This is a genomic window from Hymenobacter arcticus (assembly GCF_054779975.1).
This window is the reverse complement of record NZ_BAAGXF010000011.1, coordinates 97,791-122,860: the sequence shown is the minus strand read 5'-3', so window position 1 is coordinate 122,860 and position 25,070 is coordinate 97,791. Positions and strand designations below refer to the sequence as shown.

General features: G+C 60.4%; 23 protein-coding genes and 2 pseudogenes. 14 read left to right on the top strand and 11 right to left on the bottom strand.

The annotated features are described in order from the left end of the window. Window positions 1–3 precede the first annotated feature (3 nt). The 8 genes from ACYVGC_RS17515 to ACYVGC_RS17480 all read left to right on the top strand — a co-directional run bounded on the left by ACYVGC_RS17515 (window position 4) and on the right by ACYVGC_RS17480 (window position 4,294). Entirely contained in the window at window positions 4–993 is a 990-nt protein-coding gene (locus ACYVGC_RS17515) for a replication initiation protein (protein ID WP_460585142.1), read from the top strand. A 334-nt stretch (window positions 994–1,327) separates the two neighbouring features. After that, window positions 1,328–1,627, top strand: a complete 300-nt coding sequence (locus ACYVGC_RS17510; protein ID WP_460585141.1) for a hypothetical protein — start codon at window positions 1,328–1,330, stop codon at window positions 1,625–1,627. 450 nt (window positions 1,628–2,077) lie between these two features. Further along, window positions 2,078–2,353: a hypothetical protein gene (locus ACYVGC_RS17505; protein ID WP_460585140.1), complete on the top strand. Its 276-nt coding sequence runs from the start codon at window positions 2,078–2,080 to the stop codon at window positions 2,351–2,353. 25 nt (window positions 2,354–2,378) lie between these two features. Then, window positions 2,379–2,897, top strand: a complete 519-nt coding sequence (locus ACYVGC_RS17500) for a hypothetical protein (RefSeq protein WP_460585139.1) — start codon at window positions 2,379–2,381, stop codon at window positions 2,895–2,897. Between the two features lie 25 nt (window positions 2,898–2,922). Next, window positions 2,923–3,060 carry a hypothetical protein gene (locus ACYVGC_RS17495; protein WP_460585138.1) on the top strand — a complete coding sequence of 46 codons (138 nt, stop codon included), beginning with the start codon at window positions 2,923–2,925 and terminating at the stop codon, window positions 3,058–3,060. A gap of 143 nt (window positions 3,061–3,203) precedes the next feature. After that, window positions 3,204–3,413 (top strand): NAD(P)H-dependent oxidoreductase, encoded by a 210-nt coding sequence (locus ACYVGC_RS17490; RefSeq protein WP_460585137.1) that lies wholly within the window; start codon window positions 3,204–3,206, stop codon window positions 3,411–3,413. A 120-nt stretch (window positions 3,414–3,533) separates the two neighbouring features. Then, window positions 3,534–4,160, top strand: coding sequence for a hypothetical protein (locus ACYVGC_RS17485; protein ID WP_460585136.1), 627 nt, complete (start codon window positions 3,534–3,536; stop codon window positions 4,158–4,160). Between the two features lie 50 nt (window positions 4,161–4,210). Then, window positions 4,211–4,294 carry a hypothetical protein gene (locus ACYVGC_RS17480; protein WP_460585196.1) on the top strand — a complete coding sequence of 28 codons (84 nt, stop codon included), beginning with the start codon at window positions 4,211–4,213 and terminating at the stop codon, window positions 4,292–4,294. 187 nt (window positions 4,295–4,481) lie between these two features. On the opposite strand, the gene ACYVGC_RS17475 is transcribed toward ACYVGC_RS17480, so the two are convergent. Then, on the bottom strand, window positions 4,482–5,141 hold the full coding sequence (locus tag ACYVGC_RS17475; protein ID WP_460585135.1) for a hypothetical protein: 660 nt from the start codon (window positions 5,139–5,141) through the stop codon (window positions 4,482–4,484). A gap of 551 nt (window positions 5,142–5,692) precedes the next feature. Between ACYVGC_RS17475 and ACYVGC_RS17470 the strand changes: the two genes are divergently transcribed. The 3 genes and pseudogenes from ACYVGC_RS17470 to ACYVGC_RS17460 all read left to right on the top strand — a co-directional run bounded on the left by ACYVGC_RS17470 (window position 5,693) and on the right by ACYVGC_RS17460 (window position 8,220). Next, a complete protein-coding gene (locus ACYVGC_RS17470; protein WP_460585134.1) occupies window positions 5,693–6,727 on the top strand; it encodes a PAS domain-containing protein in 1,035 nt (344 codons plus the stop codon). Beyond that, a pseudogene (locus tag ACYVGC_RS17465) lies at window positions 6,679–7,794 on the top strand (sensor histidine kinase). The gene ACYVGC_RS17470 and the pseudogene ACYVGC_RS17465 overlap by 49 nt, the downstream one beginning before the upstream one ends. 15 nt (window positions 7,795–7,809) lie before the next feature. Beyond that, window positions 7,810–8,220 (top strand): response regulator, encoded by a 411-nt coding sequence (locus ACYVGC_RS17460; protein WP_460585133.1) that lies wholly within the window; start codon window positions 7,810–7,812, stop codon window positions 8,218–8,220. Window positions 8,221–8,636: 416 nt separating this feature from the next. Here ACYVGC_RS17460 and ACYVGC_RS17455 read toward each other — a convergent pair whose 3' ends face one another. Both ACYVGC_RS17455 and ACYVGC_RS17450 read right to left on the bottom strand, forming a co-directional pair. Beyond that, window positions 8,637–9,335, bottom strand: coding sequence for a LytR/AlgR family response regulator transcription factor (locus ACYVGC_RS17455; protein WP_460585132.1), 699 nt, complete (start codon window positions 9,333–9,335; stop codon window positions 8,637–8,639). After that, window positions 9,332–11,005 (bottom strand): LytS family sensor histidine kinase, encoded by a 1,674-nt coding sequence (locus tag ACYVGC_RS17450; protein WP_460585131.1) that lies wholly within the window; start codon window positions 11,003–11,005, stop codon window positions 9,332–9,334. The genes ACYVGC_RS17455 and ACYVGC_RS17450 overlap by 4 nt, the downstream gene beginning before the upstream one ends. 209 nt (window positions 11,006–11,214) lie before the next feature. Here ACYVGC_RS17450 and ACYVGC_RS17445 point away from each other — a divergent pair, with 209 nt between their 5' ends. Both ACYVGC_RS17445 and ACYVGC_RS17440 read left to right on the top strand, forming a co-directional pair. Continuing rightward, a complete protein-coding gene (locus ACYVGC_RS17445) occupies window positions 11,215–13,614 on the top strand; it encodes a TonB-dependent receptor (protein ID WP_460585130.1) in 2,400 nt (799 codons plus the stop codon). 13 nt (window positions 13,615–13,627) lie between these two features. Then, window positions 13,628–13,753: pseudogene (locus ACYVGC_RS17440) on the top strand (sigma factor-like helix-turn-helix DNA-binding protein); the annotation flags it as partial. Window positions 13,754–13,980: 227 nt separating this feature from the next. Here ACYVGC_RS17440 and ACYVGC_RS17435 read toward each other — a convergent pair. The 6 genes from ACYVGC_RS17435 to ACYVGC_RS17410 form a co-directional block, all read right to left on the bottom strand. Further along, complete coding sequence (locus tag ACYVGC_RS17435; RefSeq protein WP_460585129.1) at window positions 13,981–15,423, bottom strand: serine hydrolase domain-containing protein; 1,443 nt, start codon at window positions 15,421–15,423, stop codon at window positions 13,981–13,983. Window positions 15,424–15,643: 220 nt separating this feature from the next. Then, window positions 15,644–17,116 carry a serine hydrolase gene (locus ACYVGC_RS17430; protein ID WP_460585128.1) on the bottom strand — a complete coding sequence of 491 codons (1,473 nt, stop codon included), beginning with the start codon at window positions 17,114–17,116 and terminating at the stop codon, window positions 15,644–15,646. Between the two features lie 138 nt (window positions 17,117–17,254). Then, window positions 17,255–18,097 (bottom strand): DUF4097 family beta strand repeat-containing protein, encoded by an 843-nt coding sequence (locus ACYVGC_RS17425; protein ID WP_460585127.1) that lies wholly within the window; start codon window positions 18,095–18,097, stop codon window positions 17,255–17,257. An 18-nt stretch (window positions 18,098–18,115) separates the two neighbouring features. Then, window positions 18,116–18,985: a DUF4097 family beta strand repeat-containing protein gene (locus tag ACYVGC_RS17420; RefSeq protein WP_460585126.1), complete on the bottom strand. Its 870-nt coding sequence runs from the start codon at window positions 18,983–18,985 to the stop codon at window positions 18,116–18,118. Further along, window positions 18,933–19,844: a zf-HC2 domain-containing protein gene (locus ACYVGC_RS17415; protein WP_460585125.1), complete on the bottom strand. Its 912-nt coding sequence runs from the start codon at window positions 19,842–19,844 to the stop codon at window positions 18,933–18,935. The genes ACYVGC_RS17420 and ACYVGC_RS17415 overlap by 53 nt, the downstream gene beginning before the upstream one ends. A gap of 7 nt (window positions 19,845–19,851) precedes the next feature. After that, complete coding sequence (locus ACYVGC_RS17410; protein WP_460585124.1) at window positions 19,852–20,406, bottom strand: RNA polymerase sigma factor; 555 nt, start codon at window positions 20,404–20,406, stop codon at window positions 19,852–19,854. 672 nt (window positions 20,407–21,078) lie between these two features. Here ACYVGC_RS17410 and msrA point away from each other — a divergent pair. Then, on the top strand, window positions 21,079–21,570 hold the full coding sequence (gene msrA / locus ACYVGC_RS17405; protein ID WP_460585123.1) for a peptide-methionine (S)-S-oxide reductase MsrA: 492 nt from the start codon (window positions 21,079–21,081) through the stop codon (window positions 21,568–21,570). Between the two features lie 230 nt (window positions 21,571–21,800). Here the strand turns inward: msrA and ACYVGC_RS17400 are convergent. Then, a protein-coding gene (locus ACYVGC_RS17400; RefSeq protein WP_460585122.1) for an IS3 family transposase occupies window positions 21,801–22,909 on the bottom strand; the annotation gives its coding sequence in 2 pieces (ribosomal slippage) (window positions 21,801–22,654 and window positions 22,654–22,909; 1,110 coding nt in all). 283 nt (window positions 22,910–23,192) lie between these two features. Beyond that, window positions 23,193–25,046 (bottom strand): serine hydrolase domain-containing protein, encoded by a 1,854-nt coding sequence (locus ACYVGC_RS17395; RefSeq protein ID WP_460585121.1) that lies wholly within the window; start codon window positions 25,044–25,046, stop codon window positions 23,193–23,195. Window positions 25,047–25,070: the final 24 nt, after the last annotated feature.

Sequence of the window (25,070 nt, the reverse complement as noted above, 5' to 3'; positions counted from 1 at the left end):
ACGGTGCTGCACGAAGCGCGCGCCCGGCTTACCCAGCCCCTCATTACGCAGGATAAGAGCAAGGGCAAGCGGCGTAGCGATGCTATTCCGCTCTTTACTATCATCACCCTGGACGAAGGTACGAGCCTGGTCACTGGCCAGTTCAACCCCATTCTGAGGGAGTATTTGCTCGGCCTTGCCGGCAAGTTCACCACCGTGGAGCTGGAGTCGCTGCTGACGCTGAAAAGCGCTCATAGCCAGCGCCTGTTCTGGATTCTGCGCAGCTACCACAATCAGACCTGGCAGGAGCCCATCTCGTTTGAGCAGCTGCGCGAGTGGCTGTTCGGGGAAAATTCCGACGTCTACCCTCTCTGGAACGACTTTAACCGCTACGTGCTGAAGCCCGCCTTACTGGAGTTTCAGGCCATTGGCTGGGCCGTGGATGTGACCGTCGAAAAGCGGGGCCGCCGGACCGATGCCCTCCTGTTCAAGATGACGAACACCCAGGGCAATGCCGAGACACCGGAACTGGGCAAGTCCAAGAAAGCGCTCACCTTAAGCGAGATTACCGAGTTTCGTGAGCTGCTGGCGGCCAAATACAAGGAACTGCCCGCGCTCTACGACCGGCTGCGCCTGGACTTTGAGCTCAAGGAGTACCAGGCCCGGGAAGTAGTCAATAATATTACGGACCTGACGGCCTATCAGCTGGCCACCAAAGTGCTCTACGAGGTACGCCTAGCCCTTTCGAACCGCAAGCCCCTCAAATCGCTGGCCGCCTATACCCTCAAGCTAAAGGCCGTGCTGCCCGTGTATCACAGGTGCTGGGCGAGGGAGGGGGGACCCCGGCCGAGTCGGCCCCGCAGGGCAAGGCTACCAAGAGCCCGCAACAGCAGCAACTCGAAGAAGCCCGGCTGCGGCGGCAGTTCGTACAGCAGGAACCCCCGGCCATCCTCTTCTCCGAGCAGGAAAAAGCGGCCCGAACGGCGGAACTGGAAGCTGAGATTGCTTCCTTGACGAAGCTGGTGCCTAAGCTAAACGAGTAAGTCGGACATCCTGCCTAGCAGGAAATCTGCCTTTCTGTGAGAAGCCCCCCGGCAGCGCGTCTAGCTCTTTGACTGTGGCAAAGGCCAATGGTGAGCGCGGCAGGTAAGCCGCAGGGTGGTGATAGAGTCGCCAATCTCCTGCTTTAAGGCAGAGCTTAATTTAGCCAAAAAACCGTCTTTAAAATGGCAAATTCAGGGTTCTCAGCGTATCTTGAAGGATGGAAGAAGCCCTTGGAAAACCGTCTTTTTGGGCCGAGCAAGGCCCACAGTTTACCCATTATAAGGAGTTGGATACGTTTCTACGCATGTCCAGCTTCGCGTGGCACGCGGAGTTAGCGTGCCGAAAGTGGCTGGAACGGGCCGCCACGTTTCCCAGTGGACTTGACACGCCCAAAACCACGGCGTGGATGTCGTTGCTGAGCTACGTGAACCCGGTGCTCGATGCCGGCCAGCAGTTCGGTATCTCCCCTGCCGATGCGCCGGACGTGGCCATTCTGCGGGCGTACCAGCTGCTGCTATCGGGGCTGACCCCTGAGCAGGTGGCGCAGCAGATGGAGGAAAATCCATTGCCTGATACGTTGACCGATTTCTTAGTAAGTGGCTAAAATTGACCGCCTCAATAGGGAATCAAGGCCGGCTGGAGCTCCTTATCGAGGGAGCGTACACGAGTATGCTTCTAATGGCATACCTTCGGCCCCGATTCTCCCACCCGCCGGGAATGCCCATCAACAGCATGTATGCCCGCTCTAGACCGCTCCCAACCGAACCGTCCGCTATCTTTAAAAAGGGTGCTGACACTGGTGCGAAGGGGTGCTCGCTTCAACGAGCGTACCAACGCCAGGCTACCCGAGTTTAACCGGCTGTACCGCTTCTACTCCCAGTTGGAAGAAGATAGGCTTCAGACAGTGCCAGTCCGTGATGAGCGCCAGCGGGAAGATACTTTCAACGCCCAAACCGACCCGGAACCATCTTTCGCCGATGAGCTGGCCCGGCGCAGTGCTCAGCAGCAGGCCGTATAGGCCAAATACCTGGATTACCCCGGCTACTACGCCCTGTTGACCAGCTTCTACACAGCTTTCATTGCGCCTTTAGAGCAGGACATTGCCATCGCCGAAACCTGCGAGGAGTTGCAGCTAACCACGTTGGAAGTGGGTCCGGGCCGCCAGCCCGTGCCTATTCTAGTGGCCGCCTTCGACCGGCAGGCTGCCCAAGCGGCGCGGGTCGAGATAACCGGGTTGTTCAATGCGCTGGGAACTGCGCTCTCCCCGGTTTTTATCGTCACCGACTTCATGCGCGATGCCCGCCGCCAAGCTCAGGACGATAATTACTAACGCCCAGCGCCGCAAATCTATCCCGATGACTGCCGCCAAATTAGAAATCGACACGAAGCTAAAAAGCCTGTTTGCTGCGCTCAACGCCACCGATACGCTGTTTCCGGTCACAAACCCGGGCAATCGGTACGAAGTCTACACCTACCTGCGGCTGGCCCGGCAACTTGGGCGTTCCGCCAGCGTGTCGGCGCTCACGCCGCACAGCAAAACCGTTGGCACCTTTCGCTTCAAAGCTGCCCCTAGCTTGGTTAACAACAAGTTTAGCTACTACAGCTTCCAGCACAATGGCCATCCGTTTGAACTACGCAACGGCACCGAGTTTCAGGGCCACGGCATGTGCCACGAAGTCGATATCTCCGTTAGCACCCCACTCGTTACCGGTCAGTATGGCCCACACCCTGCCCTGCGGCTGGTCATCGAGTGTAAGTACCATAGTAATACCAGTACTGAAAGGCATGCTCCGCAGCCAGGTGGGGGCCGTACTCGACCTCAATGGCCATCACCACTACCACAGCGGCTGCCTGCATTGCGGACAAACATTTAGCGCCTTTTTTACCTCTCAGCACCCTATGACCAACGCCTACGGCTACCTAACCTACCTGCAGAGCTACCATATCGGGCCGCTGTTTAACTTTCACCCCGCCACCAGCGACCGGGCTATTATGTATAGGTTGGTGAAGAATCTTCTGCCTCGTTTGAAGCCGTGAGGGTCCTAGGTGTAGGCGTATGAAGCAGATGAGTTGCCCCGTGATGCTGTAAGCCGACGCGTGGAATTCATCAACGGCCGCAATCTGCATTGACCCCTATGCGAATGGCTTGGCGTGGGATTATATAAGCCCGCCGACCGGCCATGGCGAGCGGGGCCGTATACTCGAAGCCGCTCCTGCAGTCCTTCGACTCTGTGACCACCTATCTGCAAGCCATCCTGGGCTTTGTGGGCATGACCGACGTGACAGTGGTGCGGGCCGAGGGCAGCAGCATGGCGGGAATAAAGAAAACGGCTCTAACCCAGGCCTTCGCCGAAGTGGACCAACTGCCGCTGGCCGCCACCTTTACGTAAGCAGAAACAGGCCCGATTTGCGCTAGTAGCCGGGCCGTTGCGCCAATTTTCACGAAAGCGCTAGACCGTGAGGCTGGCGCTTTTGTTCGTTGCTTTGGCTTTTCAAAAACTGCTATGAGTATGGACAAAGCAAAGAACAGAGCAGCTACCAAAGCTGCTCACGCACAAGGCGATATTGACGCTGAAAAATTCGAGCTGTCGTCCATAACTTCTTCAGCGTCAGAAGATTTTCGACATCGCTTATGGTCAGTCGAAGCGCAGTTGGCGCCGCTGACATTTGAAGTAGCCTTCTTGTATTCAGCAGACGGAACGGAATGTAAGCGTGTAAAGGGCACGGCAACAACAATTTGCATCGAGCTCACTGATGAGCAGCAGGAGCAAATGCAGGACGGCATCCTGACCCACAATCACCCTGATGGCTCTTTTTTCAGCCTGGAGGATATTAGGCTCTCATACAAACTTAACTTGACGGAGCTGCGAGCAGTGAGAAAAGGCGAACCAGCACAAGTGCTTAGTACCCGTCTGCCAATCCGGAAATGGCTCACTCTAGAGAAATTCAATACCTACTGGGAACGAGAAGAAAACCTACATTATCAGCAGGAAGTCCAACGCAACGACGAGCAGGGAAGGCCGCTCCAAAGTGCGGAAGCGGTAATGGACAAAGCGAATGAGACATGGCCGGCGTACTTCCAGAGCAGGCTCATAGAACTCGGGTTTGAGTACGAAGAAGCGGTGTTGGTGAACTGACGCCGGCCAAGTACAAGCAGCACGCCCACGAATGGTTGATTCAGCACGGCATGAAAGTGTGCGTGGCCCGCAAGCCCCACTGCGAAGAGTGCCCGCTGACCAAGCTCTGCGAGTACTATAAAAACCACGTCTAGGCACATTTCAGAGCGGTTTCCAGCGTCAGTGTATGGCTGGGTATAGAGACGCATCTTTGCGTTTCACGTCAGGCTAGCCCAACAATGACGAGCTGCAAAGATGCGTTTCTACACTGGTGCTTAAGCTACTATAGGTCAAACAACTGACCCCAAATTGGAGAGCATCAAAAAGTGTGGGGCAATCGGGCTAAGCGGCCATCGGAAGAGTCTCCGCTGGCAGTGGGCGAAAGCCGGAGTATTGCTGCCGAAAACAGTCTTCCCACTCCTCGTTGAGCACCTTGGTGCGGGCCTGCACGAGCAGGTGCGCGCCTTTTTTAGTCCACTGCATTTGTTGCCGTTTCACCAGGCGTTTGGCCAGCACCTGGTTGACCGCTGACTCTACAAAGCCGGTGGAGACGCGTTCGCCGTAGCGCTGGCGCTCGGCGTAATCGACAATAAAGCCGCTGTTCTGTTCTACGTAGGTGTGAAAATCAGCAATTAGCCGGGCCAACGGCTTGCACTTGCTGTGTCTCCCGGCCACGAGCGGGTCGTCTTGGTGCGCGGCCAGGGCGTCGTCCAGGTCCAGTATTTTCTCCAGGGCCCGCTCGGCGTTGCCGTGCCAGAGGTGCCATTTGATGCTGGCCAAGCCGTCTTGCAGCGCTTTTCCCCCGGCCGCGTCGACCTGCGCGAATCCCAGCGCGTACTGGTGCAACACCGTCAGACGCATGGTCAGGTGAAACCAGTCCAGGATATGCGTGGACTCCGCACTCAAATAACTGGTCAGCGATCGCAAAACCGCGGCACCGTCGGTGAAAAATTCCACCGACTGATTGGCCTGCAGCCCCTGCGAACGCAGGACCTCAAACACCCGGCGTCGCGGCTTAGCGTCGACCTCGGCCTTGGTTAAAAGTTTGGTACGAATGTTACATCAGTCCAGCTACCGAACTACTAAACAAGCACGAGGCACGAAAAGGGGCGTTTTTCGGTACCAGCTTCCTACTGCCTCTTGGTAGCTGCTAGCACGACGAAATGCGGTATCCGAAACCCATAGCGATAATCAAATTATCCGATAGGCACTCTTGACGGCTTTCCGGTACCCTAATTGGGGTGCTCTCAGGAAACGGAAAATATAGCATGTTAAGCGGTAGACCCCAGGTAGCAAGCATCTTAAGGGTGTGCCGCGTTTGCGCGCTCATGCTGCGTAGTCGCCTAGTTTCCGGCCAAGGAGGGCTAGCCGGAAGGACCCGTCGCTGGCGCGATTTCCCAAGCGCTGCGCATCGCCTTTTTTCCTTCTGCGCCAGTAAACCTAGCCCGGTCACTTAACGGCCCAAAATGCATAGGTGCTTCGCTGCGCAGCCCGCCAAGAACCCAGCGACGTAGCTCCCGTACTTTTGGTTACGCCTTACCCTTGTTGCTTGTATGCCTACTCCGGTGCCCCTCGCCGATTTATTTGCGCCCGCTGACTGGCTCGCTTTACTCAACGTCTCGCTCACGGGTATTCAGTTGCTGCGCCCCGTCTACGCCCCGGATGGGCCGGCCATTGTGGACTTCACCCTGGAGTACACCAACCCCACCGGGCTGCGCATGGTAGGCTTTTCGGAGCCGCCCAGCGGCACGTTGTTGCACCACTTTCCCGCCACGCTCGCGGCGGGGGTATTCGCCTACTATCAGCGGGCGTTCGCCACAAGCGAGCCGCTCACCTACGAAGCTAATTATCAGGCCGACGGGGTGGACAACTACTTTCGGTTCAGCGCCCAGCGCAGCGGCGAGCGGCTGCTGGTTAACTTCACCGATACCAGCGACCAGGACCGCAACGCCGTGGAAGAGGCGCTGCGCGAAAGCCAGGCAGCCGAGCGGGCCGCCCGCGCCGAGGCCGAGCAGCGGCAGGGCGAGTTGGAAATCCGCGTGCAGGAGCGCACCCGCGAGGCCCTGGCCCTGCACGCCGAATTGCTGGCCGCTGCCCAGCGCCAGGTGCGGGAGCGGGAGGAGTTCTACAACGTGTTCGAGCAGGCGCCCGTGATGGTGGCGCTGCTGCGCAGGCCCGAGCACTTTTGGCACTACTGCAACCCCGCGTTTCAGGAGCTCTTTCCGGGCCGGGCCCTCACCGGCCAGCGCTACGCCGAAGCTATGCCCGAAGTCGTGGCCATCGGCCTGATGCCGGAGCTGGACCGGGTGTACGCCACGGGCCAGCCCTACTACGGCGCGGCGCTGCCCGGCGTCACCACGCCGCCCGACGTCTCGCCCCCCACCTGCACTACTACGATTTCATCTACCAGCCCCACCGCGAAGACGGGCGCATTGTGGGCACCTCCATTTTTGGCTACGACGTCACGGCGCAGGTACTGGCCCGGCACGAGCGCGAAGCGCAGCAGGGCCAGCTGCAACGTTTGTTCGAGCAGGCGCCCGTGGCCATCTGCATCTTCCGCGGCCCCGCCTACGTGCTGGAGCTGGTGAACCCGCCGATGGGCACCATGCTCGGCCACGCCGCGGCGGCCCTACTGGGCCAGCCCTTTTTTGAGGCCCTGCCCGAGCTGGCTGGTCAGGGCTTGCGGGAAGTGCTCGACGGGGTGCGCCGGACCGGCACCGCTTTCGTGGCGCAGGAGCGGGCGATACGCCTGGCGCATCACTCCGAAGAGGTGGGGTTCTACACCTTTACCTACGAGCCCCTGCGCGACGAGCAGGGCCACCTGGTGGCCATCACCTGCATCGCCATCGACGTCACGCCGCAGGTGCGGGCCCGGGAGCGCGTGCAGGAGCTGAACGAAAAACTGGCCATCATCAACGAAGAGTTGCAGGCCAGCAACGAGCAGCTGGGCGAAAGCAACCGGCAGCTCACGCGCACCAACGTGGACCTGGACACGTTCGTCTACACGGCCTCGCACGACCTGAAAGCACCCATCACCAACATCGAAAGCATTGTGCTGGCCCTGCGCGATACGCTGCCCCCCGCCGTGCGGCAGGACGAGGTGGTGGCTCACCTGTTGGAACTGCTGGACCACACGGTGACCCGCTTCCAATTCACCATCGGCCAACTCACCGACATTTCCCGCCTGCAACTGGCCCATGCCGGGCCAGCCGAGCCCGTCACCCTGGCCCCCGTAGTGGAGGCCGTGCGCCTGGACCTGGTGCCCGCCCTCACGGCCGCCACTACGCAGCTCACCGTGGCGGTGGCCCCGGACCTGGTGTTGTCCTTCTCGCCCGCCAATTTGCGCAGCATCATCTATAACCTGCTCAGCAACGCCATCAAGTACTGCGACCCAGCCCGCCCCTCGCAAGTGCAGGTGCGGGCCGAGCATCAGGGCCCCGCGGTCGTGCTCACGGTGCAGGATAATGGCCTGGGCATGAGCCAGGTGCAGCAGCGCTAGCTCTTCGGCTTATTTCAGCGCCTGCACACCCACGTGGAGGGCACGGGCGTGGGCCTCTACATCACGAAGCGCCTCGTCGAGAATGCGGGCGGCACCATCCAGGTACAGAGTCAGCCCAACGTGGGGACCACCTTCACCGTTACGTTTCCTGTCTAAGTATCCCCCCGCTCTATGTCCCCCTTAGCTAGTGTGCTGCTGGTCGATGACGACCCCACCACCAACTACCTCAATAAGCTGCTGCTGACCCGCATGGGCGTGGCCCAGCAGGTGCTCGTGGCCGAGAACGGCGAGCAGGCCTTGCGCACGCTCGACCAGACCTGCACCGCCCCGCCAACGGCGGCGTGCCCCCGGCTCATCCTGCTCGACATGAACATGCCCGTGCTCAACGGACTGGCCTTTCTGGAAGCCTACGCGCAGATGCCGCTGGCCCGGCAGCAAGCCATTGTCATCGTCATGCTCACCACCTCGCTGCACCCCGTGGACCTGCACCGCGCCGAGCAGCTGCCCATCGCCGGCTTCCTCAACAAGCCCCTAACCAAGGAAAAAGTCACCGCCTTGCTGGAAGAGCACTTTGCCCAGTAGCCAAGGGGTAGGGTCCGGATTCGGAAGTAGTAAGTAGCGGCTGGATGCCCTTTGGACGCTCGCTACTCGTGGCGCACGGCTTAACGTGCTATATCTTCCATTTCCTGAGAGAACCCCTAATTCAAGCGAGTGGGTTGGCCATGTAACATCCGTACCAAACTTTTAACCAAGGCCATGGTTAGGGAGTGGCTGCTATTAAACGGCGCGAGCAGGAACGCCAGCAGCCGTAAGTTCAGCGCAGAGCCAGTCCTGAGGCCCAGCGGGCGCGCCAGCATCTTGGGCAGCCCCACCTCGGCAATAATCTGCGCCGCGTCCTCCGGGGTGGTCACCTAGGGAAGCGTACACACTTTCGACCGGCCCAGTAAACGGGAGGAGGTTAGGTGCCCGCTACCCCCGGTGCTTAGGGCCCGTTAAGGTCAGCCCATTTTGCTGCGTAGCTCCTTGTACCGGGAGCGGCCGATGGGAAGCAGCTCGCCGTTTTTGAAGAGCAGCTGGTAGCTGCTGCCTTCCTGCACGATGATTTTTTCGGCTTGCGAGAGGCAGGCAATGTAGGACTTATGAATGCGCTCGAAGGAAGGGGGGAGCAGCTGCGCCAGCTTTTCGAGGGACTTGTCGTGCAGCTCTTTCCGGCCGTTTTGCAAGTGCAGCTCGGTGTAAATGCCGGCGCCTTTGATGTAGCGAAGGTCGTTGACGTCAATCAATACCAGGCTACCCTGTTTCTTCACGGTCAGGAACTGGAGGGCGTGTTCGGGCTTGGCGGTAGGCGTGGTCAGGCGGGCGAAGGCCTGGGCGAGGCGCTCTTCGGTGAAGGGCTTAGGCACGAAATCGAGCACGCCGTGGGTAAAGGCGGTGATGGCTTTTTCGGTGTATGCCGAAACGATGATGGTGTGGAAGGCGCCGGCCGCGATGCTTTTCAGCAGCTCGAAGCCGTCCTGGCCGTTCAGGTTCAGGTCGAGCAGCAGCAGGTCGGGCGCGGCGGTGTCGAGGGCGCGCAGGGCTGCGGGCAGCGAGTCGCAGCTGGTGAGGCTGGCCAGCTGAGGGCCAAAAAACGCGCGGGTCATGCGCTCCAGCCGCCGGGCAATGCGGGCTTCGTCTTCAACCAGGAGAATGTTCATGCCAGCGGGCCGATGGTGATGGAGGTTAGCCAGCCTTCCGGCACGGCGTGCGACGTGAATTCCCAGTGGCTGCCGAAGCTTTCCTTGAGGCGGGCTTCGATGTAGTGAAAGCCGGTGCCGGGCGGGCCGTGGCGGGCTTCGGGCCGGTTGCGGGCGTAGGTGCGTAGCGTGTAGTGCTTGGTGCGGCCGGTGCGCGCAAAGCAAAGCTGAAACCGGATGCGGCCATCGGCCAGGGGCAGGCTGTGGGTGATGCCGTTTTCGAGCACGGTGTGGAAAATGGCCGGCGGAATAAGGTCGTCCGGGTCGATGCCGGACGTTTCCAGCTCGTACTGGATTTCCTTGCGGAACTGCATTACCTGCAAATGGTGGCGGCAGAGCGCGATTTCCTGACTCACGGGGATGAGCGTGGCCTCGGCAATGTCGTTGAGAATGTCGAATTCCTGGGCCAGCGCCTGGATGAACACGGCGCCTTCCTTGGGCGATTCCTCCACCCAATCGAGCATGGACGTGAGCGTGTTCTTGATGAAATGGGGCTGAATGTTTTTCTTCAGCAGCTCCAGTTTGAGGCGCGCCGAAAGCAGCTGGGCGGCCTGGTGCTCGGTTTCCATGGCCCGCACCTGGATGGTGTGCAGGTACAGCATGCACAGCACGATGAGCGTGAAGGAGATGAACAGGCCAAAGTCATGGACCAGAAAATAATTGACCACCGCGCTGGCCAGCAGCCCGGCCAGCACCACCCTCCCCCCCGGGGCTTTGCGGACAACGGCCACCGCCACCACCGCTACCGACGCCAGCCACATGGCGTAGCTAAAGCGCATGGCCGTGAGGTCGTAATGGTGGTAGTTACTGAGGTAAATACCAAGAAGCACGGCTAGTAATAACCCGGCCAGCAGGCCCTTACGCTTGAACCCAAACTGGATGGCGAAGTACAGCGGCACCAGCAGGGAAATGGCAAAAGTGAGCCAGCCAATGGCCTCCAGCCGCAGGTAGAATTGCGGGTAGGGAATGGCCACGTAGAACTTGACGTACTCCAGAATCAGCAGCGCGAAAAACAGAAAGCAGCTGCCGCTGAACACCAGCACCGCCGGCGCTTTTCGGCGGCTGTTGATGAACAGGAACAGGTAGTACACGGCCGCAATGAGGAAGGCTCCGGCCATCAGGTTCATAACAGACATGATGAGAAGCGGGCCCTGGAGCAGCCGCAGGTAGCTTTCGAGGTGGAGGTGGGTGCCGCGCTCTTCCTCGGGGAGGTAGGTTTGGGTGCTGCGCAGGGCCACCAGGTGCCGGCCGGGCCGGGCCAGCGAATCCGGCACCGGGTAATAGCTGGTTTCCGTGCCGGGCACCTCGGCCTGCCAGCCGGTGGGCAGCTGCCCGTTTTGGCCGATGCGGGTGCCGTCCCAGTACACCTCAAACGCGCCGAATGCGTTGACCTGCAAGCCCAGCGGCGTGCGGGGGTCGCGTTGGTGCAGCGTGACCCAGCTGCGGTTCCAGAACATCTGGGGGCTGACGACCCCGCGCTCGGGCCGCCAGTGGGCGTCGTCGTACTGCCGGGCGGCCCAGCGCGGGTCGTCGCCGGGGTGGTACACGGCGTCGGCCGCCGCGTAACGCACCTCCGATTGGCAGGATGCCAAGCCGAGCAGCAGCAGACAAAAGAGCAGGAGCCGGGCCATGGGAAGCGGGTTGGGGATTCGGGGAAGCGAGTCAGAACAGGCAAGCCACGCCGGACGACGGAGGACGGTCCGGCAGGCAGTTTTCATTCCCTGCAATCCGATGTAAAGGTAGAAGGCCCCCAACAGCGCTTTACTGCTGTTGGCGAGGCCCTAGAGCCGTTGGCATAAATTTGCTAAAAAGCCGGTTTAGGGCCGCCTAACCTTGGGGCATGAAAGCATTGCTCCACCTCTGTTTCGCCCTCTTACTAGCCAGCGCGGCGCAGGCCCAGCAGCCCACCACCGGCCCTAGTCGCACCATTGCCGGGAAGGTGCTGGACCACGGCTCGAAGGCCCCGGTACCCTACGCCAACATCAACATAAAGGACGCCGCTGACCAGTTGCTCACCGGGGGCATCAGCGACGAGCGCGGGGCTTTCCGGCTGGAAGGTGTTCCGCCGCAAGCCACCACGGTGGAGGTCCGGTTTGTGGGGTACGGGGTTGTTAGCCAGGCCTTGCCGGCGAGCCCCGCCACGGGCACGCTGGACTTAGGTACCGTGCGGCTGACGCCCGACGCCACCCAACTGAGCGAGGTGACGGTGACGGGCGAGCGGCCGGCCATCAGCCTACAGCTTGATAAGAAGGTGTTTGAGGTGGGCAAGGACATTTTATCGCAGAACGGCTCGGCCAACGAGGTGCTCAACGGCGTGCCCTCGGTGGCGGTGAGCGCGACGGGCGGCGTGAGCCTGCGCGGCAACCCCAACGTGACGGTCCTGGTAAACGGCCGCCGGTCGGGCCTGACGCAGAACAACGCCCTCGACCAGATTCCGGCCGACCAGATTGAGCGGGTCGAAGTCATTACTAATCCTTCGGCCCGCTACGACGCGGCGGGCAGCGCGGGCATCATCAACGTGGTGCTGAAAAAGAACAAAAAGGGTGGCCTAAGCGGGCAGCTGCGGTTGGTGGGTGGCCTGCCCAACGATAACCGGGTCAATCCGAGCCTGAGCTACAAGTCCGACAAATTCAACGTGTTTGCCACGGCCGCCCTGCGCCTGTCCGACTACGTGGGCCGCTATAGCACCGACCAGGTAACGGGCGCGGGCAACCGCCAAACCAGCCTACGCCAGCAGCAGCGCGAAAACCGGCACGACGACGGCCGCCTGCTCTACTTCGGGTTCGATTATTACCTCAACGAGCGCAACACCCTCACGGCCTCGTTTCTGAAAAACGCCACCCACGACCACGACCGCACCGCGCTGCAATACACCTACGCCACCCCCGGCGCTGCCACCGACAGTACCCTGCTGCGCAACGGCGAATCCTGGGAGCGGCGCAGTTACAACCAGCTGGATTTCAACTACACCCGCCTCTTCGCCCAGGCCGGCCGCAAGCTCACCGCCGACCTGCAATATGACTTCTGGGACAGCGCCAAAGACTGGGTGCTGGCTACCCGCAGCACCGCGCCCGGGGCGCGGGACTTGCCCGGCATTCGAACCAGCTCGGTGGGGGCCAGCCAGGATTTGGTGATGCAGACGGACCTTGTGCAGCCCCTCAGCGAGCGGTATACGCTGGAAGCCGGGCTCAAGCTCGAAAGCCGCCGGGTCACCAGCGACTTCCGGGCTGAAGAGCAGCTGGGCCCGGACTGGGTTATTTTTCAGGGTATCAACAACAAGCTGCAATACCAGGAGCTCATCAGCAGCGCGTACGCGCAGTTTGGCAGCAAAGCCAAGAAGTTCTCCTACCTCCTGGGCTTGCGCACCGAACTGACCCGCATCACGATACAGGACCGCGAAGGCGCCTACAACAACCAGAAAAACTATGACCGCCTGTTCCCGACCCTCAACCTGAGCTACCAGTTTGGCCCGGGCACCACGGCCCAGCTCAACTACAGTAAGCGCATCAACCGGCCCGCGCTGTGGATGCTCTACCCCTTCAATGAGCTCACCGACCTGAACGCGCAGTACGTCGGCAACCCCGATTTAAACCCGTCTTACGCCGATGTTTTTGAGTTGAGCTTGCTGCGCAGCTGGAGTGCGCTCACGTTTAATCCGTCGGTGTACTACCAGCGCAATGCGGGCTTCATTCAGGACTACGTGTTCCGCAACGCGGCGGGCACGTTCATCAGCTCGCCCATCAACCTAGGCCAGGAAGTGCGCCGGGGCCTGGAGCTGACCGTGCAGTACACGCCCCTGAAATGGCTGCCGCTGAACGCCGAGCTGAACGGCTACACTTTTACGCAGCGGGGCAGCTACCAGGGGCGGGACCTTGATTTCTCGGGCCAGGTGGTGACCGGCCGGCTCAGCGCGCAGGTGAGGCTGCCGGCGAAGTTTGGCGTGCAGGGCCGCTACAATTTCACCGGGGCCCAGCGCAATGCCCAGACGCGTACCCTGGCCATTCACACCCTAACCCTAGGTCTGAGCAAGAACCTGCTGCGCGACAAAGCCTCGCTGGTGCTGGATGCCACCAACGTGCTGAACTCCGACCAGCGCCGCACCCAAACCACCAGCGAGAACTACGTATTCAACCAAGTCAGTAGCCCCAATGCTGCCCGCTACCGGCTCAGCTTCGTCTACCGTTTCAACCTGAAAGACGGGCAAGCCGTGCGGCAAGCCAAGGGCAGCAACCGAAATTAAGCGAGCGGCGCAAACGCTGGAGGAGATTGGCAAGCTATTTAGCTTGACCCGCGAGCGGGTGCGGCAGGTTAAAGAAAAGGCCATTCGCCGCCTCAAGCACACCTCGCGCTCGCAGTCGCTGAAATCATATTTGGGCTAACCTCTGCCCGTGCCGTGCGGCTATCGGGGTTCTTCTTCCAAAAGGATACTGTTGGCGAATTCGTTTCAAACCGTTAGTCCAGATACGTCAGGCAGCTTTCAAGCGATTAACACCTCCCACAACGGCTTAATAATCAATTCGCTAATAGTATCTTTTTGGAAGAAGAACCCCTATAAGAAGGCCCGTGTGGTGATGGGTATCTTAGTGATGGAGCTGAACCGGCAAACTCAGTGGGCAAGCTTCTTAAATACATATGCCCCATTATAAAGCACGCTGGCTACTTCCCCAGTACTAGGGTCTTTGGTAAAAACGGCTTTCTCGCCGCTGTTCATATCAATAAACGAGTCAGTTCCGGTGGGTAGGAACACGTTCTTTTTACCATCGTTGGGGTCTAGCAGCACCAAGTGGTTATCCGGGTCCAGGCTCATAGTCAGGTAGTAGTTGCCCATCTTCTCGAACTGGTAGCGCCCGGTGTAGGCGGCCAGGGTGGCGGTAGGCAGGGCTATGAGCGCCACCCGCTGCGGCTGGCTGTCGTCGATGCCGTACTCGGCGGTAAAGGCGCGCACTACCTCGTCGCGCAGGGTGCCGCCCTGGCTGCTGTTAGTCATAATCACGATGCCGACCCCTTTTTCCGGGTAATTCATCATCAGGCACTCGTAGCCGCCGGGGTTGCTGCCAGCGTGAAAGAAACGGCGCTGCGGGCCCTTGCCGCGCACTACCATCCCCAGCCCGTAACTGCCCGGACCGGGCGTGAGCATGGCCTGGGCCAACGGGGCCGGCAGCGCGGCGTGCGGCCCGCCTGTAGCGGCCTGCTGCACGGCCAGGCTAAACGTGGCCAGGTCGGTAGGCGTGGTCCACAAGCCGGCGGGGCCTAGCTCGGGGTACACGCGCCAGCCGCCCGGGCAGGCCTGGCCGTCGCGGCCATACGCCAGGCTGGCGTTGGCGGCCGGCGCGGGCCCGAAGGTGCTGTGCGCCATGCCCAGCGGCTTGAACACCTGTTGCTGCACAAACTCCGCAAATGGCTGTCCCGACACGTCTTCCACCACTTTTTGCAGCACCAGGTAGCCACCGCCCGAGTAGGCAAATTTGCTGCCGGGCACTGCAACTACCGTTAGTTTGGGGCTGTGTCCCAGTCCATTCAGCACCTGCGTGGCGCTCGGAATCGTCTCCGATTTCGAGTACCCCAGAAACCCGTCATCCGGTAAGCCGGCGGTGTGGCCCAAGAGCCGGCGAACCGTTGCTTTTTCCTGTTGGGTAAACTCGGACTCCGGTATCTTCCAGTCCTTCAAATAGGTGTTCGCGTCCTGGTCGAGGTTCAGCCGGCCCTGTGCCACCAGTTTAAGCACGGCAAACGCCGTTATCGATTTGCTGATGGACGCGGCCTGAAACTGCGTCTCGGGCGTCACGGGGCGCTGCTGCGCCGCATCGGCCCACCCGTAGCCGCGGCGCCAGGCCACTTTGCCCCGCTCAAAAACGGTGATGCTAACGCCCGGCACGTTAAAGAAGCGCATCCGCTCCGCTAAGCTGTACTTGGTGGGCGGCGCGCTGCCGGCCACCACCGCCGTAAGCAGGCCCTGCTCGACACCCGCCACGCGCGTGCTGGCAACTGGTTTGGTGGTGCTGCAAGCCAGGCAGCAGAGCGTGGCCAGCGGCACAAGAATTTTGTTCATCTTCATGGAAGCAAGGCTGTTGAGGGAAGGCATTAATTCGCAGCTAAGTAGATGAGTTGAACCGGGCCGTGCGCAACCACGGCTACGAAGCATTTCGCAGGGCAGCAAAGAGTGGGTAGCGACCCGAAGAATTTGGGCAAAGCGGTGGCTGGCAGTGGCTAAAAGCCCCGCTGAGAATGCCCGTAAGTGGGGTTGGCCGCGTGGCTGCGTGGCCGTGTGGCTACCGTGCGCCGAGCTTGTGGAGGTGCTCCACGGCGTTTCTATTCTCTGGATTCAGGGCCAGGGAGCGGCGGTAATTTTCGATGGCCAGCGGTTTGTCGCCGATGCTTTCGTAGGTTTCGGCCAGGCTGTCGTAGGTATTCCATCCTTGGGGAAACAGGCTGACGTTCAACCTAAAAAGCTCCAGTGCTGGTTGCGTCTGGCCCTGCCGGAGCAGCACATAGCCCCAGCTATTTACATAGTCCTCCGTCAGGTGCAGCTCGGGGTGCTTTTTTTTCACGGCTGCCACTACCTCGGCGGCATGGCTGAATTTCTGAGCGGCCAGCGCCGTCCGCAAGGCCTGCACGGCGGGCGGCACACCGTACAGCGCTTCCACAATCTGCCCGGCCGTGGCCTGCAGGGCAGATTGCGTGCCCTGGTCCGATTCGTTCGAGAGCAGCACAATGCCAAACTTTTGGTCTGGGTGCAGCTCGCAGTAGCTGGCGTAGCCAAACGTGCCGCCCGAGTGCTGGAGCCGGCGCTGGCTGTCCACCGTCAGGTCCAGGTTCCAGTTGAAGCCAATGGCCTCGTCATCAAGTCGGCCCCAGGTGGGCTGGTGGCTCAGCGCCACGGCTTTGTCCGACTCATTCAGCTGGTATTGCAGGTACTTCACCATGTCGGCCGGGGTGTATTGCAGGCCGCCGGCCGCCAGCGCCGTTTCGATGGTAAGGTAGGGCATCGGGTTGCCCTTGCCATCGTAGCCGGTCGATTTTGGCCCCGTGCCCGCCGCACCGGCCAGGTGCAGCGGCTGGTTGACGTAGCGCGTCAGCAAGTTGGCGTAAGAAGTCTTGTACACGCTTTCCAGAATGTAAGCCAGCAACTGCGTGGCCACGTTGGAATGGCGCGGCAGCAGGCCGGGCACCGTGTCCAGCCGGGCCTGGTGGAGGTCGGCCAAGAAGCGCTGCTTCGTGTAGCCCCGCATGTTTTTCACCGCCAGCACCGCAGTCGAATCTGGGTTGGCGGCCTGGAACAGATTTTCCGGCAGGTTATCCGGCAGCCGGGAGGTAGTGTTAGCTAAGTGCTTCAGCGTAATGGGCTTCCCGCCAAAGGCTAGGTTAGGGTAGGCACCCGACAGGTATTTTCGAATGTCGTCGTCGATGCCCACCCGCTTTTCCAGCACCGCATGGGCTAGCAGCAGGCTGGTAAACGTCTTGCTGATGGACCCGATTTCATACCCTGTGTGCTGCGTCGCGGTTTGACCTTTCCCCTTCTCCACCGTGCCAAAATGATAGAAGTGCGTCTGGCCATTTTGGGTGATGCCGATGGACAGCCCCACCCGCGCCGGCTGCTTCATGAAAGCGGTTCCCAGCCGCTGCACCACGGTATCCATCCGTGCTTTTGAAAGGGTAGCGGGCACGGTTCGCACCTGCCCAACGGCACTTTCCAGCGTCAGGGCAAGCAGGCCGGCGAGGGCAATAAATCGGAAAGCTTTCATGCGGCTTGCAGGCATTAGGAGTGGGTATTAAGCTTGACAAGACAGTTGTGGAGACGCGTACCGGCGGCTCGTCGCTGCACGACACCGCCCACGAGTCCTGAGGGCAAAACGCCGGTATGTGCCACCACCATTACCGTCCTATTTGGCCTTGCGTAGGAAAATGTCGCCGTTGAAGGTCTTCATCATCAGCTCCGCGCCGCCGCTGTTGATTTTGCCGTAGGTCCAGTCGTCGGTGCTGAGACGGTTGAGGCCGTTTTGGCTGGTGCGGGTTACTTTAGGCTGGCCTTTGGTCACGGCTACGTCGAAGTCGCTGTATACCTCGCCGCGGTCCGACTTCATTTTGAGGGCGGCGCTGGCGTTGGCCGGCAGCGTCACGTCCACCTTGCCATTGAGGGTAGAAAAGGCCATGGGCGCGCCGGCCGTGATGCCGGTGAACGTGGCCCTGAGGTTGCCGTTCACAGTATTCGCCACCGCCGAGCCGGCTACTTGGCTCAGCGTAATGTTGCCGTTCGTATTGGTCACTTCCAGCTCGCCGACTACGTTGTCGATGGTGATGTCGCCGTCGTTCACGGTGCTCACTTTCAGCGAGAAATTGCGGGGCACCTGAATGGTTAAATCGACCGGACTTTTCCACGATTCCGTCGTGATTTCGACGCGGTTGTTTTTCTCCTCCGCCGCCAGGCTGAGGCTATTGGCAACCGAAATTCGCTTGAGGCCGGCGGCGCTGCCGGGGCTGGTACTGGGGTGCTTGCTGGTACGGGCTACGGCGTCAATCACCACGTCCTTGCCGCCGTAGCCGGTTACGCGAATGCTGCCATGCACCAGCTCCACTTCCAGCGAGCCGGGCTTGCCGGGTGCGGTGAGGGCCACCGTGAGCTGCTCTTTGGCGGCCTCCTGCCCGAAGCTGGGCCGCACGCTGCCCAGCAGCAACAGGGCCAGGAGGGCGCTTTTCCCCAGCGCGGTTCGGAATGAATACGTCATTGCTACTAAGTTGAATGTCTATTGTTTGGTAATGGTCACGTCGCCGTTCAGGGTTTCGAACCGAAAATCAGCCCCGCCCTTGCCGATGCGCACGGCCGTGTCTTTGGTGAGCTGGTACACCGTGCCCTCGCCCTTGCCCTGCTTATTTCTAGTAACCTGCGCCGGCAGCACCGCCGTGTTGGCAAAATCGGTGTAGAACTCGCCGTGCATGCTTTTGAAATGCAGGTCGGCGGCAAAATCGGCCGGGTATTTCACCTTAATCTGGCCGTTGATGGTGTGGTACGACGACGCGCCGGGCGGATTGGCGGCGTAGTCGGCTTCCACGGTGCCGTTCACGGTGTGGGCCTGGGTGGTGCCGTTCACGTGGCGGAGCGTGATGGGCCCGTTCACGTTGCCGATGTCCAGCCGGCCGGTCACGTCCTGCACCAGCACCTTACCGTTATTCACGGTCGAAACGTGCAGGTTGAGCGGATAGGGCACTTTTACCACGTAGTCGATGGCATACTGGTAGGCGATGCGCACGTGCTCCGAGCGGTTGCGCTCGTTATGGGGCCGCGAATCGTAGGGCGCGGCCGTGTATACCACCACGCTGTCGCCGTGCTGCGCAAACCCGAGTTTCAGCTCACTTTTTCCGGTTTGCAGCGTTTTCGCATCAGCGGCCGTGATGGTTTGGGTGGCTTCCACCAGAATCTTGCTGCCGGCATAGCCCTGCACCGTCACCGAGCCGTTGATATCGTAGAGGGCCAGCGTGCTCTGCCCCGCGGCGGCCGTCGGCACAAACTCGCGGCTGACAACCTCCACCGATTTTAGGGTCTGGGCCCGCAGGTAGCCGCTGCTACACAGCAAGAGCAGGGCGCTCAGCCCGAGGGGAAATATGCGTCTGGTCATGGCGTTGGGGCGTTGGGGGCGCGGTAGGTCGGCCCACGGATAAGGTGTAAATACTCTCCTCAATCTTGCTTTTCACCGTGCTGTCGAGGTCGGCCTGCTTCAGCAGCGCCCGCAGCCGAGGCACCGAGCGGCGCTCCTGCAGCTGCACCATCACATCGGCTAGGGCCGACTGCACCAGCGGCGACTCCTGCTGCGTAAGGGCGTGCACCAGGCCCAGCCGCACCGTGGGGTCGGCGGCCAGTGGAGCCAGGGCCTCTAGCGTGGCCAGCCGCACGTTCACATTGTCGTCGTGGTTGAGGGTACTCAGCAAGGCCTCAATCACCTTGGCATTGGCCGCGCCATTCAGCTCTTTGGTGTAGCTCACGGCCCGTAGCCGCTGGGTGGCCGAGGGGTTGTCGATGAGCGCCAGGAGCATCAGCTGGCGCATTTCGCCCACCTGGGCCGCCAGGGCGGTTATTTGCTGCTGGTCGGCGGGCAGGGTTTGGGGCTGATTATTCAGCCAATAGCCGCCCGCCCCGCCCGCCGCCAGCAGGACCACGCTGTAGGCCAGCCGCCGGGCTGGCTGCGGGAGTTGCAGCGCCCGCAGCCACCGCCACAGGCCCTTTGGCGAATAAGGAGACTCGGTTTCCAGCGTGTCTTTGAAGTCGGCCAGCATGGCGTAGAACTCGGGCCGCAGGTTGGGGCTGGGCTCGGGCGTGGTCACCTGGCCCAGCGTGTGCCACACGCGCTGCAGGGCCACCAGCTCTTCGCGGCACGCGGGGCAGCCGGCCAGGTGGGTTTCCAGTGCCCGCTGCTCGGCTTCGGGGAGCTGACTGGTCAGGTATTCGGCCAGCTGGGCTTGGGTGGATTCGCAGTTCATGGGCAGGTCAGTTTTCAATGCGCAGAAAGGCTATTTTCAACTCGTTCAGGGCGCGGTGGGCCCGCACTTTCACGGCGCCTTCCGTCGTGTTCAGCAGCACGGCTATCTCGCCGTATTTCAGCTCCTGAAACCGGCTCAGCACCAGCACCTCGCGGTGGTCGGGGCTTAGGCGGGCCAGCGCCTGGTGCAGCTGGGCCGCCTCCTGGGCTTGTTCCAGGCCGGCATCGGCGAGGTGGCCGCCGGCCAGGGTTTCGGCCACGTCAGCCACGTCGGCGTGGTGCACGGCGTGGCGGTTTTTCCGGAGGTGGTCGGCCAGCACGTTACGGGCCAGGTGGTACATCCAGGTTCGAAACTCGCCTTCGGCCGAATACGTGTGGCGGTATTTCAGCATGCGGTAAAACACGTTCTGCACCAAGTCTTCGCTGCTGGCCCGGCTGCCGCCCAGCATGTGATACAGGAAGCCGAGTAGCGCCCGGTGGTGGCGTTCGAAGAGTAGCCCCATCCGGTCGACATCGCCGGATTTCACTTGCAGCATCAGCGCGTTATCCGTGAGCGAGTTCAAGCTGCTGAAGGGGTTGAGTAGGGTATTCAGGGGTGGACACCACGCTAATCCAACTAGGTTACAGAAAAAGCAAACTTTTTTCTGATTGTCCCGCAATAGGTATCAGCTTCCCACTCAAGTGAACGAGTGAGCAATGGAGCAAAGCTGTAGCGTCGTTACCTATCATCTGCTCGGCTAGTACCAAATAGCATCTCTACGCCCCTCCTTATTATCCTATGTTCAGACTGCCCGCCTGCTTTAGGGCAGCACCTAGGACGCGCCGAACTGCCCGTATGGAAACATTCCAGAGTGGGTGGGGTATGATAAGAATGACGAAGTTTTTGTCCGCTTCCCTAAATCAGGATATAATCGCCTACTTTCCATCGCCGGGCCTGATGGCCACCAACAGCCGCCATAACAGGCCTGCAAGGACCAGCGAATCACGCTTCCCCGGCTATTGCAAGCCCCTCTCAACTGGAAAACGAGTGAAGATGCATATAGGTGCTTAACCCCGGGGATGCTATTGAAAAAGTAGCCCCGGACCAGCGTGAATCAAGCAATCCACTGCTTCAGCATAAAGAGCTACGGAGGAACACCCTTTGCAAAGGACTTGAAGGGATGCCGGTGGCCCATAATAGGGCACTAAGGCGTCTTCTTTAACTAAATCAATACGCAATCTGACGCACTAACAACATGGAAAACTACAAAAAAGCGTATGTGGCCGGAGGCTGCTTTTGGGGAATGGAGGACTTGTTCCGCGTGCGTCCTGGCGTACTGGAAACCAAAGTTGGGTACATGGGAGGACTGAATGAGGGGCCAACCTATGGCAACCATCCGGGTCACGCCGAAGGCATCGAAATTACCTACGACGCGGACAAAACGTCGTTTAAAGCTATTCTGGACTATTTTTTTAGAATCCACGACTCCACGACGGTAGACAGACAAGGGAATGACCGGGGGTCCAGTTACCGCTCGGCTATATTTTTTCAAACTCCAGAAGAAAAGGCAACCGCAGAAGAATTCATCCAGCTTGTAGATGATTCCGGTCGTTGGCCCGATGAGGTGGTTACCACCTTGGAGCCGTTCGACGAGTTTTGGCTGGCAGAGGAAGAGCACCAAGACTATCTGCTTAAGCGTCCGAACGGCTACACGTGTCATTTCGAGCGGTTTGGCACCTATCTATAACTAGTACCGCTCGCCAAAACCAATGGCGAAGACCGCTCAGTTAAAGCCTTGCGCGGAGCGGATGACGTTGCGGCGAGTGCGGGGAACACGGGAATAGGTGCGCCGAAAAGGAAATAAGCAGCAGTGTCCGCTTCCCTTCATTGAGGACCAGTAGATGCTGGAGCCTGACTGTACGATTCCCGCCTATGAGTGACCTCCTCCCATTTACTGGGCCGGTTGAAAGTGGAGCATCAGGCGTTCTGAAGCTCGACAGTAGTGGCGGCCGCCACCACCTCATCGGGTGTTAAATCCTGTAGCGAACTGTGCGGTCGGAAGCCATTATACTCCTGGCGCCACTGCTCGATTTTCTCCTGTGCATCGGTCAACGACAGAAACCAGTGTACGTTCAAACACTCGTCGCGGAAGCTGCCGTTAAACGACTCAATGTACGGATTATCGGTCGGTTTGCCCGGCCGCGAGAAGTCTAGCGTAACATGCTGGTCGTAGGCCCAGCGGTCGAGCGCCTTGCTAATAAACTCGCTGCCGTTATCGACCTGGATGCGCTCAGGCACCAGACCTAGCTCTTGATGTAAGCGCGTCATAACGACCACCACATCTTCGCCTTTGAGTGACTGGCCGACGTGGATGGCCAAGCACTGGCGACTAAAATTATCGACTATAGTTAAAGCCCTGATTTTGCGGCCATCGAAGAGATTATCGGCTACGAAGTCCATGCTCCAGCTCTGGTGTAGTCGACCCAGCGGCAGACGTTCCAACCGATGGGCAGCGGCCCGATTGCGTCGCGGACGCTTGCTGCGTAAGTTCAAGCCTTCCAGGCAGTAAAGGCGATGCACGCGCTTGTGGTTATCTAGCCAGCCTTCTCGGCGCAGCAGGATATAAAGGCGCTGACTCCCATAGCGCACCCGCACTTGCGCCAACTCACGCAAGCGCTGGCGCAAAACGGTGTCATCACGACCACGTGTTTTGTAAGCGAAGCTGGCGCGTTGCAAGCCAAGTACTCGGCAGGCGCGGCGAACCGAGATGCGATAGGCGTCAAGTAAGTGTTGGGCCGCATGCCGACGCTGCACGGGCCTTAAAACTTTTTTTTGAGCACGTCCTGCAGCATCTGCTTGTCGAGACTCAGGTCGGCGACAAGCTGTTTGAGATGCTGATTTTCCTCTTCCAACTGCTTGAGCCGCCGCAGTTCCGGTACGCCTAGGCCGCCGTACTTTTTCTTCCAATTGTAGTACGTGGCTTCGCTGATGCCCATCTTCCGACAGACCTCGGCGACGGTGATGCCCGTGTCGGCCTGGCGCAGGGCGAACACGATTTGAGCCTCGGTAAACTTGGTCTTTTTCATGACATTGTCTAGGGTTTTAAGGTACGACAAATGCCCGATTTCTCTACTTTACAGTGGCCTAGTTTCTTGGGAAGAGGTCATGAGAACCAATCAGTAAGAGAGAAATTTTTCCTTCGGTGAGTGAGGTAGCTGGTTTCGCGTAGCTCAGATAGGTGGCCTTGGTTAAAAGTTTGGTCCAAAAGTCGCATTTGGCGGAAACTGCTTTATAGATAGTAAGCAGCTTGGAAAATGAGAAATCTAATCCACCATAGAAGAGTCGTCTCTGCTGGAGGGCTAGCCACCGCTATTTTTCCGCTAGTTCGCGCAGCATGTTCGCCGCGTTGCTATTGTGCGGGTCCAAGGCTAGGACGCGGGCGTAATTGGCCTGCGCTTGGGTTTTGTCCCCGTTGCGCAGGCAAGCTTCGGCGAGACTGTCAAAGGCATTACTGCTCTGCGGATAGAGGCGCGTGGCTAGGGTGAACACGCGTAACGCTTGCGTCGGCTGTCTTTCCTTTAGTAGTTGGTAGCCCACGTGGTTAAGGTGCCCTTCCTGCAAGGCAGCCTCGTCGGGATTCTTAGTTTGGGCCTGTTGGTAGGCCTCCACGGCTGGCTCGAGCGCGCCCCGCAGGAGCCCGTCGAACGGCACCTGCTCGCCGGGGGCCAGGCGGGCGTGCTCGTAGCGCGGTGGGGTGCGCGGCATTTGCAATAGTAAATGACGGGTGGCATCGGCCGGGTTCACCGCCAGCTGCACCGGTGCCTCCCAGCTCCGGCGCATGTACGTCTGGTCGGCCACCTTGAACAGCTCCACCGGGTCTTCGCCCACTTCCTTGAGAAAAAGGCGGGACCCGCGCCCCACCACTTGCAGGGCCTCCAGCGGACCCGCCCGGTAGCGGCCGGTCAGCTGCACGGTATCGGCGGCGGTCAGGGGCGGGCGCGGGTAAGCGGGGGTGTTGTAATTGGCCCAGTGGTAAGTTTCGGTCACGGCCCGGATGACTTCGTTGACGAACAACGGCTGGTTGGCATTGGTGAGCACCACCACCCCGTACCCCTTGTCGCGATGGGCCACGAACTGGCTCGAAAAGCCTTCGTTCCAGCCGCTGTGCTCGAAGTACACGTCCTGCTGCTGGTCGCCCAGCGGGCGCACGAAGGGGCCGGGGGCGGCGTAGTCCGTGAGCACGGGCGTGAGCCAGGTGGCGGCCATGGCGGGCGAGAGCACCCGGCGGCTTTTGCCCTTCAAGGTCCGCTGCACGTCGATGGGAAACCGGGCCAGGTCGGCAGCCGTAGTCCACAGGCCGGCCGGGCTCATTTCAGGGTATGTGTGCCACTGGCCCGCCACGGCGGTGCCATCGGGGCCGTAGCCCGTGGCCGCCTGCGCACGCCACGCGGCGGGCAAGGGCTGCGCATACGTGCTGGCCTTCATGCCCAGTGGGCCCAGAACTAGTTGCTGCATCAGGGCCGCAAAGTCAGTGGTGCCCGCCGCATCCAGCATCAGCTGCTGGGCAATGCAGTAGCCGCCGCCCGAGTAGCGAAAGCCGGTGCCCGGCATCTGCTCGACGCGCACTGGCCCCGTATTGGCCGGGGCTTCCCCCTCAAGCACCTGGCGTAGGGTGGGCACGGGCGCGGTGGTCGTATACCCCGGAAAGCCATCCACCCCCACGCCGGCCGTGTGGCTAAGCAAGCCGCGCAGCGTCACCTTCCGGGTTTGCGTGAAGGCATTATCGGGCAGATGCCAGTTGCGCAACTCGTCATTTACATTGCCGTCGAGATGCAACCGGCCCTGCTCGACTTGCCGTAGAGCCCCGTAGGCGGTGACAGCCTTGCTGATAGAGGCGGCCTGAAACAGGGTGCGGGTCGTGACGGGCACGTTGCTGGCACGGTCTACTACCCCGTACGCTTTCGTCCAGATAACTTTCGAGTTGTAAATGACGGCAATGCTCACCCCAGGTACCCCGTAGTGCTGCATGCGGGCGGCCATCGTCCAAACCGAATCGCCCACGAAGCGCACGCTGGGCAGTAAGCCCGTCTCGACGCGGCGGATTTGCTCGGCACGGCCAGGTAAGGCTTGCGCCTGCACCGACTGGCTGACCGGAGGAAAGGCTAGGAACAGAACCAGCCGCCAGGCCCAGGGGGGGGAGGTAAGCACCGGAAATTGTTTCATTAAAAAGGGGGAAAGAAGGTCAGC